The organism is Haloferax elongans ATCC BAA-1513 (genome assembly GCF_000336755.1).
Lineage (GTDB): Archaea > Halobacteriota > Halobacteria > Halobacteriales > Haloferacaceae > Haloferax > Haloferax elongans.
The window spans coordinates 94,833-109,369 of the sequence record NZ_AOLK01000024.1 but is presented as its reverse complement, the minus strand read 5'-3'; the positions used below and the strand labels follow the sequence as shown (position 1 = coordinate 109,369).

15 protein-coding genes are annotated in these 14,537 nt (G+C 61.0%); 4 read left to right on the top strand and 11 right to left on the bottom strand.

Annotated elements, in window-relative coordinates; genetic code table 11:
• Positions 1 to 80 precede the first annotated feature (80 nt).
• On the top strand, positions 81 to 1,091 hold the full coding sequence (locus C453_RS18510) for a hypothetical protein (RefSeq protein ID WP_008326995.1): 1,011 nt from the start codon (positions 81 to 83) through the stop codon (positions 1,089 to 1,091).
• Positions 1,092 to 1,124: 33 nt separating this feature from the next.
• Here the strand turns inward: C453_RS18510 and C453_RS18505 are convergent, their stop codons facing one another.
• The 9 genes from C453_RS18505 to C453_RS18470 form a co-directional block, all read right to left on the bottom strand.
• A complete protein-coding gene (locus tag C453_RS18505) occupies positions 1,125 to 2,486 on the bottom strand; it encodes an NAD-dependent succinate-semialdehyde dehydrogenase (protein ID WP_008326993.1) in 1,362 nt (453 codons plus the stop codon).
• A 1,184-nt stretch (positions 2,487 to 3,670) separates the two neighbouring features.
• The gene (locus tag C453_RS18500; protein WP_049907919.1) at positions 3,671 to 3,955 is read right to left on the bottom strand and encodes a helix-turn-helix domain-containing protein; all 285 of its coding nucleotides are present in this window, start codon (positions 3,953 to 3,955) and stop codon (positions 3,671 to 3,673) included.
• A gap of 103 nt (positions 3,956 to 4,058) precedes the next feature.
• Positions 4,059 to 4,265 carry a hypothetical protein gene (locus tag C453_RS20065; protein ID WP_152418101.1) on the bottom strand — a complete coding sequence of 69 codons (207 nt, stop codon included), beginning with the start codon at positions 4,263 to 4,265 and terminating at the stop codon, positions 4,059 to 4,061.
• A 113-nt stretch (positions 4,266 to 4,378) separates the two neighbouring features.
• The gene (locus C453_RS18495) at positions 4,379 to 4,804 is read right to left on the bottom strand and encodes a universal stress protein (protein WP_008326991.1); all 426 of its coding nucleotides are present in this window, start codon (positions 4,802 to 4,804) and stop codon (positions 4,379 to 4,381) included.
• A gap of 90 nt (positions 4,805 to 4,894) precedes the next feature.
• Positions 4,895 to 5,767, bottom strand: coding sequence for an EamA family transporter (locus C453_RS18490; RefSeq protein ID WP_008326990.1), 873 nt, complete (start codon positions 5,765 to 5,767; stop codon positions 4,895 to 4,897).
• Positions 5,768 to 5,773: 6 nt separating this feature from the next.
• A complete protein-coding gene (locus tag C453_RS18485) occupies positions 5,774 to 6,601 on the bottom strand; it encodes an aspartate dehydrogenase (protein ID WP_049907894.1) in 828 nt (275 codons plus the stop codon).
• A gap of 131 nt (positions 6,602 to 6,732) precedes the next feature.
• Positions 6,733 to 7,551, bottom strand: coding sequence for a 3-(cis-5,6-dihydroxycyclohexa-1,3-dien-1-yl)propanoate dehydrogenase (gene hcaB / locus C453_RS18480; protein WP_008326988.1), 819 nt, complete (start codon positions 7,549 to 7,551; stop codon positions 6,733 to 6,735).
• A 144-nt stretch (positions 7,552 to 7,695) separates the two neighbouring features.
• The gene (locus tag C453_RS18475) at positions 7,696 to 8,706 is read right to left on the bottom strand and encodes an ABC transporter substrate-binding protein (RefSeq protein WP_083881635.1); all 1,011 of its coding nucleotides are present in this window, start codon (positions 8,704 to 8,706) and stop codon (positions 7,696 to 7,698) included.
• A gap of 134 nt (positions 8,707 to 8,840) precedes the next feature.
• On the bottom strand, positions 8,841 to 9,269 hold the full coding sequence (locus C453_RS18470) for a VOC family protein (RefSeq protein ID WP_049907893.1): 429 nt from the start codon (positions 9,267 to 9,269) through the stop codon (positions 8,841 to 8,843).
• 137 nt (positions 9,270 to 9,406) lie between these two features.
• Here C453_RS18470 and C453_RS18465 point away from each other — a divergent pair, with 137 nt between their 5' ends.
• The 3 genes from C453_RS18465 to C453_RS19690 are packed head-to-tail and all read left to right on the top strand — an operon-like array spanning position 9,407 to position 11,751.
• Complete coding sequence (locus C453_RS18465) at positions 9,407 to 10,783, top strand: aromatic ring-hydroxylating oxygenase subunit alpha (protein WP_008326983.1); 1,377 nt, start codon at positions 9,407 to 9,409, stop codon at positions 10,781 to 10,783.
• Complete coding sequence (locus C453_RS18460; RefSeq protein ID WP_008326978.1) at positions 10,784 to 11,296, top strand: aromatic-ring-hydroxylating dioxygenase subunit beta; 513 nt, start codon at positions 10,784 to 10,786, stop codon at positions 11,294 to 11,296.
• Entirely contained in the window at positions 11,293 to 11,751 is a 459-nt protein-coding gene (locus tag C453_RS19690; RefSeq protein ID WP_008326973.1) for a hypothetical protein, read from the top strand. The genes C453_RS18460 and C453_RS19690 overlap by 4 nt, the downstream gene beginning before the upstream one ends.
• A gap of 45 nt (positions 11,752 to 11,796) precedes the next feature.
• On the opposite strand, the gene C453_RS18450 is transcribed toward C453_RS19690, so the two are convergent.
• Positions 11,797 to 12,666, bottom strand: a complete 870-nt coding sequence (locus C453_RS18450; protein ID WP_008326971.1) for an alpha/beta hydrolase family protein — start codon at positions 12,664 to 12,666, stop codon at positions 11,797 to 11,799.
• A gap of 69 nt (positions 12,667 to 12,735) precedes the next feature.
• Positions 12,736 to 14,397 carry a thiamine pyrophosphate-binding protein gene (locus C453_RS18445; RefSeq protein WP_083881634.1) on the bottom strand — a complete coding sequence of 554 codons (1,662 nt, stop codon included), beginning with the start codon at positions 14,395 to 14,397 and terminating at the stop codon, positions 12,736 to 12,738.
• Between the last annotated feature and the right edge of the window lie 140 nt (positions 14,398 to 14,537).

Sequence of the window (14,537 nt, the reverse complement as noted above, 5' to 3'; positions counted from 1 at the left end):
ACGACGCATCGAGATGTACGAACTCGACTGTCTCACATCTCGGAGCTAGGCTTTTCACGCGGCCCGTCGAACCTCTGGTTATGTCAATACAGTTCGAACTCGACACGCAGGAGGCGACGTTCCACAGTCCGCTCGAGGAGTTCGAGCAGACGACAGTCGAAACCGAGATTCGGGTCGACCCGCTGACCGGGCGTACCACGCGAGTCGTCGCCGACAACTTCCTGCTCCCCAAGGACCCCGAAATCGACGACTCAGTCCTCGACAGCGAGGGCTGTTTCTTCTGTCCGGGCACGGTCGAGGAAGCGACGCCCACGTACCCCGAGTGGGTCGGCACCGACCGCGGGAAAAGCGGCGAGGCGACCTCGTTCCCGAATCTGAATCCGTACGGGTCGTATTCGAACGTCATCGCGCTCACCGAGGAGCACTTCGTCCCGATAGACGAGTTCACGACGGAGCAGTTCGCTGACGGACTCTGTGCGGCGTTCCAGTACGTCCGGGACGTCTTCGACCACGACGACGACGCCCGGTTCGCATCGGTGAACATGAACTTCCTTCGCCCCGCCGGGTCGAGTCTCATCCACCCGCACATGCAGACGCTCGTCGACGACCGCGGGACGAACGAACAGCGCCGCATCGCCGATGCTGCTCGCGAGTTCTACGAGGAACACGACGAGTCGTACTGGTCGGAACTCGCAATGCAAGTGCGCGGTGGTGACCGGTACGTGGCCGAGACGGGCGGCGTCCATTGGCTTGCTCCCTTCGCGCCGAAGCACCACCGCCACCTCGTCGGCGTCGCGGCACAGATTCACACGGGCGTTCCCGCCCCCCGCGGCGATGTCGCACACGACTTCGCAGAAGGCCTGGTGAACGTGCTCTCGTACTACGCCTCGGTCGGCCTGAATAGCTTCAACGTCGCCATGTTCATCGAGCGCGACGACCCCGCGCTGCCGCCGGTGATGAACATCACTGCACGGTCGGTGTTCGACGAGTACTACTGGAGCGACGCGACCTACTTCACCTCGTTACACGACGAGAGCGTCGTCGACGTCGACCCCGAAACCTACGGCTACGAGGCGCACAAGTTCTTCTGAACGGCGAGGGCGACACCGGCACCCTCGCTTGTGTCACTGCGTCCAGACCGTCTTGCGGTTGACGAACTCTTTGATGCCCGCTTCGGAGAGTTCGCGGCCGTAGCCGGCGTCTTTGATACCGCCGAAGGGGACCCTCGGGTCGGATTTCACCATCTCGTTGATGTAGATACATCCGGCTTCGATGTCGCGCGCGAGACGCTGGCCTCGCTTTCTGTCTTCGGTCCAGAGACTCGCGCCGAGTCCGAACCGAGTGTCGTTCGCTTTCTCGATGGCCTGCGCTTCGTCGGCGACTTTGTACACGGCTGCGACGGGACCGAACGTCTCCTCGTTGTCGGCGGGGCACCCGGCGGGAACGTCAGTCAGGACAGTCGGCGGGTAGTACGCGCCCTCGTGGTCGAGTGGTTCGCCACCCGTCAGCACTGTCGCCCCGGCGTCGACGCTCTGCTGGACTTGGTCGTGGAGTTCGGCCATCAGCTCGGGGTCGGCCTGTGGGCCGATATCTGTCGCCTCGTCCATCGGGTCGCCGATAGTGAGAGCTTCGAACGCCTCGACCAGCCGCTCGACGTACTCGTCGTAGACTGCCTCGTGGACGATGAAGCGCTTCGCGGCGATACAGGACTGGCCGCCGTTTTGGGTTCGGGCTTGGACGCCCGTCTCGACTGCCGCGTCGAGGTCGGCGTCGTCGAGGACGATGAACGGGTCCGACCCGCCGAGTTCCAAGACAGTCTTTTTCAGGTGCTTCCCGGCTGTTTCGGCGACTGCCCGGCCGGCTGGTCCGCTTCCGGTGAGCGTCGCTGCGCGCACGCGGTCGTCAGAAAGCACGTCGTCGACCTTGCCCGACCCGATAAGCAGGGTCTGGAAGACGCCGTCTGGATAGCCGGCCTCTCGGAACACCTCTTCGAGTGCGAGTGCGCACCCCGGCACGTTCGAGGCGTGTTTGAGCAGGCCGACGTTCCCGGCGGTCAGATACGGCGCGGCGAAGCGGATGACCTGCCAGAATGGGAAGTTCCACGGCATCACGGCCAGTACCGGACCGAGCGGGTCGTGGACGGTCGCGACTTCGGTTCCCGGTGGGCTGGGGTGGTGCTCGCCCCCGAGATAGGCGCTCGCGTACTCGGCGTAATGGTCGCACGCCCACGCGCACTTCTCGACTTCGCCGATGGCTTGCGAGATTGGCTTTCCCATCTCCTTCGTCATCAACTCAGCGTACCGGCGCTTGTTCTCTCGCAGGACGCCCGCAGCGTTCGCGAGGAGTTCCTCGCGTTCGCGAATCGGTCGCTCGCGCCACTCCTCGAACGCGTCCATGGAGCGGGAGAGCGCCGCTTCGACGTCCTCGTCGGTGTCCTTCTCGTAGGTGCCGATTTGTTCGTTCGTCGCGGGGTTTCTCGATTCCATATCGGTACTGCTCACTGAATACACATGACTGTTGATTATGTTTATAATATGATGGTGGTGCTCTGAAGAGCGTCTTTGACGCTGGGAATCCAAAGAGGCTGGCTCATCGCGCGGTCGCTGTTCTGGTCGGGGACGAGAACGTCACGCTTCGTTTCGTCCGTTCGTTGTTGGCTCCCCAGCCTGATTGTTTCCTGTCGGAGAATATCGTCGTCGTTCCTTTATAGTATTGCTATATATAAGCAACACTAGTTAATAGAAGAAGACAACATATGTATGGCGTAGCTACGATCTACTAGTAAAAATTTTTGTTCAAGGTTGGGGTTCTCTAATAACAATTTATGTAGGGGTTATTATTCAAACTTTTACTATCTATTGCTCGAAAGGCTACTGTTTGGCTCATAGAGTCCTATCACACGACAAAAACAACGTATTCTGTCTGTTATGAGGTTGTCTCAATATTGTATAAAATACACAAGATTACTGGTCTCTTGAGCTGTGTTGGTGACTGGGGAATGAACGTCTCTCTATCCTTTCCGACGACTTGCGTGAGGTTTCTTAGATTGATAGCTAATTGGTACCAATTAGTTCTCTCCCGTTCGCTAATGCAAAACGCTCCGATACCGAGGGAGGGGATTGCTATATACAAAGTATTTTACCATTTAGAATGAGGTACAAACAGGGTTATATGTGCATATGGTCAGAGAATTCAGATATTATGCTGTTTCAACGTACGCAATATGAACATTCTTTTCCGGCATAACATTACAACAGTACGTTTGTAATTGTAGGGTCCTATCGAAATACTACTCTCACCCACATCTGTTCGGCATTAGGAAACGAACTATCCTGATTCTACACGTGGTCACGTCGTCGAGCGAGCGTCTCTGTTCACTTTTCATCCGATATCGGTCGGTAAGACGCCCAGTGCGACGGTCAGCGGCAGAGTAGCAACGGGCTGAACAGTCTATCTCCGAAATCCGCCGTTCGGTATCTCTGCTCATCCCACACTTCGTGTGACTCCCTCCGTCACGGCGCTTTCCTCCCGATTTCAGCGGTCAGCTTTCGCTGCTACTGTGCAGTGTATCGCGTCTCGGAATCTGCTACTCCATCGCGGTCACGTCGCCATGTTTTCCAAATTGCCTGGCGGACCCCCTTACACAAGGAGTGGGACGACAGTTGGGGGTTCAGCGTTCGGTATCGTTCAGCTCGTACTGGCGTTTCCGCGGGTCTAAAATACTCGCCCGGACACCCACGAGGTCCGCTTCTCGAAGCTGGTGGAGCGCGTTTCGAACCGTTCGAGAGGCCAGCGGCGTTCGACTGGCAATTTCGGTACTCGAAAGCGGGCTGTCCGTCTGTTCGAGAACACCGTAGACGCGGTTTGCACTCGGTGGCATCTCGTCGAGGGGCTGCAGGTCGCCTCCTCCCGAACTGGATGGTGGCGAGTTGTGGTGTTCTTCGTGTCGGGGCATCATCTCGTCGTGTCGGTCGTGTTGTTCTGTCGTGTCTGTCTCTCCTGTCTGTCTACCCTGCCGTGCTCACTGGTCCGACTGACTGCGATGCGAATTCTGTGTGTCACCGGTCTGCGCCGGTCGGTAGCTCACGCTCCAACCGCGACATCTCCCGCGCGTGCCAGTCGTCGAACACCGGACAGGGCTTTTCTGCTGCTGCTAACTCGAAGACGAGCGACTGTCTGAGGTCGTGGCTACATGCGGCCGAGAAACGCTGTCGGTGCGGACAGTAGCCACAGCACTCGGGGAAATTAATGCGTCCGTCTGGCATGGTAATTTGTCGCACTCACTCGTGCATAAACATTTTGCTACCCGACACCAGGCCGACGCGTCGAACCCGGTGTCAGGTCGCTTTTCGGGTCGTCCGGTGCGGTCTAAAACGAGCTACTCTTCTTCCGGGACGGCGACGACGGGGACGTCCGTGTGCAACATCACCGATTGGGTCGTGCTTCCGAGCAGCGCCTTTCCGACTGGAGTCCGCTTCCGCGACCCGATTACGATGTAGGTCGGATTCCGTTCTTCGATCGTATCCAGAATGGCCGACGCGGGGGTTCCGATTCGACCCAATAGCCTGACACCGTCGGTGTTGCCGAGGGTCTCTTTGACAATCCGCTGTGCCACCTGTTTCGCGTCGTGGACCGCATCGTCACGGAAGTAGTCGTCCGTCGATTCCGCCCGTTGCTCGAAGGACTCCTCGGAAATCGCGTGGAGTACGAGTAACTCCTCACCGTGGGCTTTGGCGAGGTTGTTTGCAACGGTGACGACGTCGTCTGGTGACTTATTACCGCTCACTGCAGCGAGTACAGCCATATCTGTATTAGTGCGGACATCCGAGATAAATGTTAACGTCGGTCGAATAGCGGATGTTAGGGAGTGCGTTCCCAGTTCGTTCCAGTCGCGTCACGTCCACATCGTCAGCACCGCCACTCCGGCGACGATGGTCACTGTCCCGACGAGGACGCGCTTGCTAAATAGCTCGCCGTCTCGGACGAACAGCCCCGTCAACAAGAGGACGAAGAGCGGCGAGGCGTTGAATATCGGCGTGACGACGGTCACCTTCCCGAGACTGAGCGCGGCGTACAGCGACGCCAAGCCGAGGCTGGAGACGACGCCGGCGGCGACGAAGGTGAGCGCGTCGCGGCGCGGAACAACGAGTGTCTCCAGTCGCCCCGTGGCGACGATACCGCCCGCAACGAGAACGAACGACGTGGTCAAGTTCACTGCCGCGCCGATTGTCGGTTCGGCGACGAGGTCGGTCCCGATTTTTCGGAATATCTGAACCGTCCCGTACGTGAGCGCACCGAACAGCGGAAACAGGAGGTCAGTTCTGCGAACGCGATTGATTCCGTCGCCGCGAACTGACGCGAGGACGACGCCGCCTGCGACGGCGAGCACCACTCCCACGTATCCGGGAATCGGCAGGCGTTCGCCGAGTAACACAATCGCCAGTCCGACCGACACGAGCGGGTTCATGTTGGTAATCGGGGAGACGAGGTTCGCGCCGACGCGCTGGATTCCGATGTAGTTGGCGAGCCGACCCAGTGCCGGCGCGAAGATGCCCGCGAGGATGAACCAGCGCCACGACCACAGGTCGACGGACACGTCGTACCAGACGAGACTCAGCCCCCACAGAACAGCCACGTTCACGGCCATCGTGACGACGAGCGCGGCAAGCGGGCTCGATTCTCTCACACCCACCCGGACGAGAACCGTCGAGACGGCGAAGGCGAACGCCGTCACGAGCGCGAACAGGACGGGGAGTACCGCCTCCATCTGTGTCTAGGTTCCAACCCGGACCGTCGCACCCATGGTCCGAAGCTTCTCGATGGCCGAGACGGCAGCGAGATAGCTCGTCTTCGGATTCGTCGGTGACGGGACGTTGCGCACCGTCGTCTCGATAGACCCCATTCCGCCCGTCGCCTCGATGTGGTGGACGTTGTTCGACTCATCGGGGTCGGCAACGATTCGAACCGTCGTCCCACCCGGCCCGATACCCGCGAGGCTCAGTGCCATCGCGACGTTGATGTTCGACGGGAATGCGAGCGCCGCTTCCGTCGCGGAGCCCTCGAACACGGTCGTCGCCGAGTCGAGCGCCGACAGGTCGATGTCGTTCTCGACGAGGTACGGTGCCCCTTCGAGGCCGGCGGGGTTCTTCGTCGTCGTCAACGAGACTGTCTCCAAATCGCCGGTCAGGGCTGCGGCTTTCACCGCGTCGAGGCCTGCGATAGCTCCTGAGGGGACGTGAACGACCTGTCCTTCCCGCTCGGCGGTTCGAACGACCTGCTGGCGGAGTTCGGAAGCGGCGAGCGCACCGGCACTCAAGAGCAGGACGTCGCATCCGGATTCGAGGCTCGGAACGGTCACCTCGTCGACAGCGGACTGCCCGGCGGCTTCGACCACGAGGTCCACGCCGTCGAACAGGTCTGTGAAATCGTCGACTGGCTCCGGGGCGTCGCCCGCTCGAAATTCGTCGACGACGGACTGGCGCTTCTCCGCGTTTCGGTCGTAGATACGCACGAGGTCGGCGTTGATTGTCCCGTCGGCGAACGCACGGGCGACTTCTGTACCGATGGTTCCGCAACCGAAGAGGCTCACTCTAAGCGGCATAGTACGTTCGTTGTAATACGGTAGCAAAAGTCATTCGGGAACGGCGGACTCTGCGGCCACCGGGCTCTCAGTAATCAGTGCTAGCTGGCACCAGTCTCCCAGTAATCAGCGTCCGCTGTCGTCGCCGACAGTCAGAGCCCGTCTGTGACGAACTCGGCTGCACGGCCGGCGACGGACGTGATTCCCCGGACCGAGCGACCGAGGTCGGCGCGGATAATCGTCCCCGTCATGGGCCGCGAGTTCTCCCGGGACGCCAACAGCACGTAGGGACCGGTGTAGTCCTCGGGTGTCGGGACGATATCGAGCGGGTGGTTGGAAGCGTCGAACTCCTCGGCCGTCACGATTGCTCGGTCCCCGCCGAGCGTGTCGGTCGCGCTAAGCTCCGTCGGGACGTATCCCGGAGCGACCGCATTGACTCGGACGGTGGGTGCGAGCTCGAACGCGAGTTGTCGAACGATGCCCGCGATTGCGTGTTTCGAGGGGACGTACAGGATACCCCCGCCGTCGGAGTTGAAACTCGCCTGCGAGGCGGTGAATACGATTCGGCCTTCGGTCTCGACAAGTTCGGGGAGTGCGGCGCGGGCACCCAGTAGATAGCCGAGCACGTTGATTTCGAACAGTTCGGCGAAACTCGTGCCGATGTCGTCGGCGTCGAGTTCCGGAAGCGAGACGTTGTCGTCGAAGACGCCAGCGTTGCCGACGAACACGTCGAGTCGGCCGAACTGGTCGACTGTCTCCGAGACTGCCCGCTCGTTGTCGTCGAACGAAGTCACGTCGCCGTGGATGGTGAGAACGTCGTCAGACTCGTGTTCGAGTGCGTCGAGTCGGTCGCGGTCGACGTCGAGGACGGCCACTTTGGCTCCTTCGTCGAGGAAGCGTTCGACCACTGCGCGACCGAGGCCTGAGGCACCACCCGTAATCAATGCTACTTGGTTGTCGAGCCACGTCATTACACCGACGAAGGGAGACCAGAACCATAAGTGTGTGCAGGGGACGAACGTTCGCCGGAGAATCCGCACGCGGCGTGTGCCGCGCTCGGTGTCCGTCGTGCCAGTGTGCGCTTCAAAGGCTGCCCGAAAATGGTTGTTGTCGGTTTAGGGGAGGTAGTCGAGGTTGTAGAGGTTGTCAATATCCACCGGCTCTTCGATCCACCCCATGTCGGCGACGAGTTGGTTGATTTTCTTCAGACTCTCGGTGAGCGGCTGAACGCTGTGGGTGTAGTTGGGGAGCGACACGTAGGTCTCTTTCGGCGTCTGGACGTACCCAGCATCGTGAATCGCCCGCTTCGATTCCTTGGTGTTTTGGTTGTAGTAGTCGACGGCGGTCGAGTAGTCCTGGAGGAACTTCTCGACGACATCTGGGTTCTGTTCGATGAACTGGGTCGAGAACCACAGCTCCATCAGGTCGTGTTCCCAGCCGACCGTGTCGATGACGCTGAAGATGGGTTCTAGGCCGTGTTTCTGCTTCCCCAGCATCTCGAACACCGGCGGGAATATCGCGGTGTCGACCTGTCCTTTACTCACCGCTTCTCCCATCGACGGGAACGGGACCTTCACCAGTTCGACGTCTTCGTCCGGTACGAGGCCGACCTCTCGAATCGCCGACTGCGCCCACAGGTCACACCAGGACTTGAACGCACAGATGCCGATTTTCTTCCCTTCGAGCGATTCCTTGTTCAGCCCGTTCATGCCCGAGTCCGGTCGGGCGAGGAACTTCTCGTGGAACGTGTCTTCCCGCTCCTGTGTGATGTTCGCGACGACAGTGAGCGGGAGGCCCTTGTTCGTCGAGAAGATGGCGGTGACGGCCGCCGAAGTCCCCGCCTGTAATTCGCCCGCTTGGAACGCTTGCAAGCGTTGGTTGTTTGCGGGGAACGCCTTGAATTCCGCTTCGTACGCGCTCCCCCAGTGGTCGAGGATATCGGGCATCGCATCCATCAGCCACAGGGGTTCTTCCGATGCGATTCCGTGTCCGAGCGTGATCGAGACTGTCGACGACCCACCGCCGGTGACACTGCCCAGACAGCCGGCGAGGCTGCCTGCGGCGACTGCGGTGCCGGTCGCTTTCAAAACGTCTCGCCTGTTTGCATGAGTGTCTCTCACAGGCATCGTAAAATCAAAAACGACAACCGAATATAATTCTGCCGGAAAATATCTCCGGCTACATTCGTGGATTTATCCCGTTATATCGGGGCTATTTATACTGGATTTGGTCAGAACCCTCTCGTGAGACGCCACTGGGTTCACTCGGCTGGCGGTTCCATCAGTTCCACGTAGTTGCCGTCGGGGTCGCGCATGTAGGTTATCTGCGCCCCGTTTCCGACCGTTTTCGGTTCGTGGATGAATTCGGCGTCGTCGCGTAACTCCTCGTAGAGCGCCCACACGTCGTCGACTTCGAGACAGAGGTGAGCGACACCGACATCGTGGCCCGATGCCGTCTCGTGGACGTTCTCGTTCGGCGGCTCGTCGTAGGCGATGAGTTCGATGAAGAACCCGCCCGCGTCGAGGAACGTGATGTCTCCTTCGACGCCGTCGACGCCGACGATGTCGCTTTGCACCTCGCTGACCGGAAACTGTCTGTCGACGTCGAGTCCGAGCAGGTCGCTGTAGAACGCGAGCGCGTCGTCCATGTCCGAGACGTTCAGTCCGTAGTGTGTGGCAGTACCTACCATTGTCCACCTGAATACACAGATTTCTCAACGATAACTGTTTGGACGCAGTCAATACGGCGAAATTACGGACGGCACGGAGTGCGAGGTGTTTGATAAGGGCAAAATTTATGCTGGCTCGAAGCGGTCTTTGACACGCGATGTCACACGGTATTGACGAATCACAGTCTACTAGCCAGACGGAGTTCGGTCGAGTGAAGGCGCTTCTCGAACGAATGGGCGAGACCCTCGAAGACGGCGAGGTACCGATGCAGATACTGAACGACGACGCCGTCCACCAACTTGAGCTCGAACGAATTTTCGGACAGACGTGGGTGTACGTCGGCCACGAGTCCGAGGTCCCAGAGCCGGGGGACTACCGACAGCGGACCATCGGCGAGGACCCGTTCATTTTCGTCCGCGGCGAGGACGGCGATTTCCGCGTCCTGTTCAACAGTTGCCGACACCGAGGGGCGAACGTCTGCCGGGCGGAGAAGGGCAACACCTCGCACTTCCGGTGTCCCTACCACGGGTGGACGTACAAGAACACGGGCGACCTCGTGGGCGTTCCGCAGAAGGCCGCCGGGTTCGACCATCTCGACGCCGAGGAACGAGGCCTCCACGAGGCCCCACACGTCGAGGAGTACAACGGTCTCGTATTCGCCTGTGTCGCGCCGGAAGTTGAGCCACTGGAGGAGTTCCTCGGCGGTGCGACGTGGTTCCTCGACATGTACTTCGACCTCATCGACATGGAAGTCATCGGCGACCCCCACCGCTGGGAGGTCGAAAACGACTGGAAGACGCCGACAGAGAACTTCTACGGAGACAACTACCACATCCCGATGGGCCACAAGTCTGCCATCGACGCGGGCGTGGGCAGCGACACGGCGACGGGTGAAAAAGAGAGTAACCTGTACGGTATCGCCGACTGCGACGGCCACGGGTTCAGCTTCTACCAAATCGAGTCCGAAGAAGACAGCTACTGGGGCCACCCGCCGGAGGTCGTCGAGACGTTCAATCACGACGCGCTCGACGACGACCAACACGAAGTTGCGCGGAAGTCCGGCGTGACGCTGGGAACGATTTTCCCGAACCTCTCGTTTATCTTCCTCGGCGGCCGCGACGACCCCGAGAAAGACTCTGTCGGCACCTTCCTGCTCCGAAAGTGGGAGCCGCGGGGAGCCGGAAAGATGGAGGTCGTAAACTGGATACTCGCCCCGAAGGACGCCTCCGACGAGTACAAAGAGCGCGTCTACGAGGTTGGGATGTCGAACTTCAGCCCCTCGGGGAACTTCGAGGTCGACGACGTCGGCATCTGGTACGGTATCGACGAGGCCGCCGGCAGCGTCTTCGCCCGCCAGAACGACGACGTGAACACGCTGTTTACGATGGGTCGCGGCGAGAACCCGGCGGCGACCGTCTACGACGAGTGGGTCGGCCCCGGAACCGCGTACCTCGAAGGCGGCATGACCGACGAGAACCAACTCGACTTCTATCGGACTTGGCACGAGGCGATGACCTCTGACGGGGGGATGTAGATGAGCGAATCCGTTTCGAACCCGACGCTCCGGGCCGAATGCGAGGAGTTCCTCTATCACGCGGCCGAACTACTCGACGACCGCAAGCTCACCGAGTGGCACGACCTCGTGACCGAGGACATCGACTACCGCGTCCCCATCCGCACGACCCGCGAACGGTCCAACACCACGGAGTTCAGCGACACTTCGTTCCACATGAAGGAAGACTGGGGGACGTTAGAGGTGCGGACCGAGCGGATGCAAAGCGACTTCGCGTGGTCGGAAGACCCGCCGTCGCGAACGCGTCGTCACGTGAGCAACGTCCGCATCGTCGACGACGACGGCGAGGAGGTCACGCTCAAGAACAACCTCCTCATCTTCCGACAGCAGGGCGACGAGACCGACCCCGACATCCTCTCGATGGAGCGCCACGACACGCTCCGGCGAACAGACGAGGGATTCAAAATCGCCGAGCGGCGCGTCCTGCTCGACCACACGATAATCCCGACGAACACGCTCTCGATAATCCTATGACCGACACGACCGACAACCCGACCGTAACGCTCCGGGGCGACGACCGAACGGTTTCGCTCACCCGGGAACTGACCCCCGCGGGAGAGCGGCTCCGCCTCGAGACGGACGACGACTCGATACGCCTCGACGCACTCGCACTGGAGAGCCTCACGTGGCAGGAAGACGAGTTCTTCACCGAACTGACTGGCGTCGAATACGCCCCGGGAGAGAACCCGGTTTCGACCGACGAAACCCTACAGATTGGAAACGAGTACACCGTCGTCCAACTCACCGTGTTCGACACCGACGACGGGCCGCGACTCGAAATCGATTCGCCAAAGCTCGGCTACTCGTGCCGGCTGGGCGTCGCGGAACTGGTTGCACTGAGTCGAAAAGACATGTCGCTGTTTTCAGACCTTCTCCACACGCCGATGGGTCCCGTCGATGACCACGACGACGACCCGTTGTTCCACTAGCTTCGACGCACGTTTTCGCTGCAGATTCGACGCAGGCGCTTACCCCTACTCGCGAGCGCGTTCGATGAACGACGCGGTGAGGTCTGCGACCTGTCGTTCGCTTCCGGTAAAGAAGTGGTCGGCCGCGATTGGCTCGACTTCCACGAGCCGACTTGCGGTCGCCGTCTCGGCGATTTCCTCCGCCTCGGCCGGGGTGACGTTTCGGTCCGACGAGTGCGGGAGGAGGAGTATCGGAACCTCGATGTCGGGCGTCCAGTCGATGGTCGCACACTTGCTCTCCGGCGACCGGTACGAGAGAAACGACTCAGCAGTCATCGGGATGTATTCGATGTCGCCGCCGACCGGCCGGGGCAGCGCGACGATTTCGTTTCCGCGACCGGCATCGACGAGGTCGCGGGCGTTGCTGACGAAGTTCTCGTACGCCGCGTCGGCGTCGTCCGAGACCGCTTCGAAGTAGCCCCTCGTCGACCGTTCTCGGATGTCGGCGAAGGGTGCCGCGAGGACGACCGCGTCCACGTCCGGGTCGTTTCGCTTCCCTTGGAAGTACGCCGCCTCGGTCGCGCCGAGACTCCGGCCCCAGATGACGACTTCCGTCGCGCCGTTGTCCGTCGCCCAGTCGACTGCACCCGCGATGTCGCGGTCGAGCTCGGCGAAGTCTGACGTCTCGTAGCCCTTCCCGCTGTTTCGCTTGTTGATGGAGACACACCGAATCCCCTCCCGAGCGAGTGGGTAGGCGACCGGAGAGATGCCCGCACCGAGTGCGAATCCGCGGAGTCCGTGCAGGAAAATGACGCAGGTGTGTTCACCGTGAAACGTCTCGGATTCGCTCGTAATCTCGAATCCGTCGAGTTCCATTCCGTCGTCGGCCTCGTAGTTCATCGCGCGGAGGTCGATATCCTCCGGCGTTGGCTCCATTACTGGCATGGTAACACATGGTTCGATTGTGGGCGGACACCATGATTCTTGTGCAACCCACGCCGTTTTCTACCAGACCTTCCGGGAGACGTACTCGGCCGTCGGGTCGATGTGTACGTCGAGGACGACGTGTTCGTCCGCTTCGAGCGCCGATTCGAGCGCCGGACGAACCTCGTCTGGGTGCTCGACGGCGACGCCCCGCACGCCGAACGACTCCGCCATCGCCGCGATGTCGGTCGGTGGGATATCGGTCGCAATCTCGGCGTGCCCGTCGGAGCGCTGGTAGTTCCAAATCATCCCGTATTTTGCGTCGTTCATCACGACGGTGACGGCGTCGGTCTCGGTTGCGACGGCCGTCGCCAGCTCCATGTTGCACATCAGGAACCCACCGTCGCCGATGAGGTTGACCACCTGTCGGTCGGGGTCGACGAGCTTTGCGGCGTTCCCGGCCGGAACGGGGAACCCCATGGAATCGTACAGCCGGGAGTGCTGGAAGGAGTTCGTCGCCCGGTATTCGAAGGCGTCGTTCGGCCACGCGCCGCCGGCCGCCCCCGCGTCCCCCGTGATAATCACGTCGTCGTCGGCCACGTCACGAAGCTCGGCCATGATGACGAGCGGGTGAATCGGCGTCTGGTCACGGACTGCTTCGAGGTACGCGTCCACCTCCTCGGTAACGCGCTCGACCTCTGCGCGGACAGTGGCTCGGTAGTCGGGGTCGGTCGTCCCTGCGGTCTCGGACAGCACGTCTGCCGCCGCACCGAGCACTGTCGAGAGGTCGCCGTTGACGAATGCCGCCGCGTCCGACTGCGGGAACTCGACCGCACCGGAGTCGAAGTAGACGATGTCCACGCCGTCGGGCGTGCGGTCGTCGAGCACGGCGGCCTCGTGGGAACTCGGCCGAACGCCGACGGAGAGAACCGCCTCAGCCTCGGACAGGGCGGCAACCGCGGCCGGATGGTCGGACATCCCGACCGTCCCCGCAAACGCCTCGTGGTCGTTCGGGAACGAGTCGGGATAGTGCCGCGGACAGACGACCGGACAGTCGAGCGCGTCGGCGACTGCGACGAGTTCGTCGGTCGCGAACGCCCGGAGAACGCCTTTTCCGGGGTAGAGCACTCGCTTCTCGGCACGTTCGATAGGTTCGAGCGCGTCGACGACTGCCTCGGCCGACGGCGGCGTCTCGGTGATGTGTGTCCACTCGAACGCCGATTCGGGGATGTCCACCGTCTCCATGAGGATTTCTTCGTCGATGCCGACGAACACCGGTCCGGGGCGACCGGTCGTCGCCACGTCGAACGCCCGGTTGAGTGCGGCGGGAACACGCTCGGGGTCGTGGACCTGCGTGCTCCACTTGGTCGCTGGCTCGAACGCCTTCTGGACGAAGTAGGGGTCGTCGACGCCGTGCAGCGACTCGGTTGGCGCGTCTTCCGGCAACACTGCGCTCACGAGCACCATCGGTGACGCAGCGGTGTACGCCTGTGCGACACCCGTCAGCGCGTTCGTCGCACCGGGTCCAGCAACAGTGATTGCGACACCGGGACTCCCGGTCAGCCGTCCGTAGGTGTCCGCCATAACGGCCGCGTTGTACTCGTGGCGTGCCGTGACCACGTCGATGTCGCGTTCGAAGAGTCCATCGGCGATGTCTACCGTCTGATTGCCGAGCAGTACGTAGGTCTCAGAAACGTCGTTCTCCGCGAGCACGCGTGCTACGGAGTCTCCTCCCTTTGTCATCGTTCACCATTCGAACAGGTGCCACGATAAAACTTGCTCCCAGTCGTTTGAATCAGTTGATACGAACCCTTCAGCTTCTGCCGGAACCGACAGATACACTTTTTGCACTTGTCGTCACTATTGATAGCACGCATGATGCA

Excerpts from the sequence above, each read along its gene's own strand:
- C453_RS20065 (WP_152418101.1), bottom strand. The coding sequence starts at position 4,265 with ATGCCAGACGGACGCATTAATTTCCCCGAGTGCTGTGGCTACTGTCCG.
- C453_RS18495 (WP_008326991.1), bottom strand. The coding sequence starts at position 4,804 with ATGGCTGTACTCGCTGCAGTGAGCGGTAATAAGTCACCAGACGACGTC.
- C453_RS18490 (WP_008326990.1), bottom strand. The coding sequence starts at position 5,767 with ATGGAGGCGGTACTCCCCGTCCTGTTCGCGCTCGTGACGGCGTTCGCC.
- C453_RS18465 (WP_008326983.1), top strand. The coding sequence starts at position 9,407 with ATGTCACACGGTATTGACGAATCACAGTCTACTAGCCAGACGGAGTTC.
- C453_RS18475 (WP_083881635.1), bottom strand. The coding sequence starts at position 8,706 with ATGCCTGTGAGAGACACTCATGCAAACAGGCGAGACGTTTTGAAAGCG.
- C453_RS18450 (WP_008326971.1), bottom strand. The coding sequence starts at position 12,666 with ATGGAGCCAACGCCGGAGGATATCGACCTCCGCGCGATGAACTACGAG.
- C453_RS18460 (WP_008326978.1), top strand. The coding sequence starts at position 10,784 with ATGAGCGAATCCGTTTCGAACCCGACGCTCCGGGCCGAATGCGAGGAG.
- C453_RS18485 (WP_049907894.1), bottom strand. The coding sequence starts at position 6,601 with ATGCCGCTTAGAGTGAGCCTCTTCGGTTGCGGAACCATCGGTACAGAA.
- hcaB (WP_008326988.1), bottom strand. The coding sequence starts at position 7,551 with ATGACGTGGCTCGACAACCAAGTAGCATTGATTACGGGTGGTGCCTCA.
- C453_RS18510 (WP_008326995.1), top strand. The coding sequence starts at position 81 with ATGTCAATACAGTTCGAACTCGACACGCAGGAGGCGACGTTCCACAGT.
- C453_RS18505 (WP_008326993.1), bottom strand. The coding sequence starts at position 2,486 with ATGGAATCGAGAAACCCCGCGACGAACGAACAAATCGGCACCTACGAG.
- C453_RS18445 (WP_083881634.1), bottom strand. The coding sequence starts at position 14,397 with ATGACAAAGGGAGGAGACTCCGTAGCACGCGTGCTCGCGGAGAACGAC.
- C453_RS19690 (WP_008326973.1), top strand. The coding sequence starts at position 11,293 with ATGACCGACACGACCGACAACCCGACCGTAACGCTCCGGGGCGACGAC.
- C453_RS18470 (WP_049907893.1), bottom strand. The coding sequence starts at position 9,269 with ATGGTAGGTACTGCCACACACTACGGACTGAACGTCTCGGACATGGAC.
- C453_RS18500 (WP_049907919.1), bottom strand. The coding sequence starts at position 3,955 with ATGCCCCGACACGAAGAACACCACAACTCGCCACCATCCAGTTCGGGA.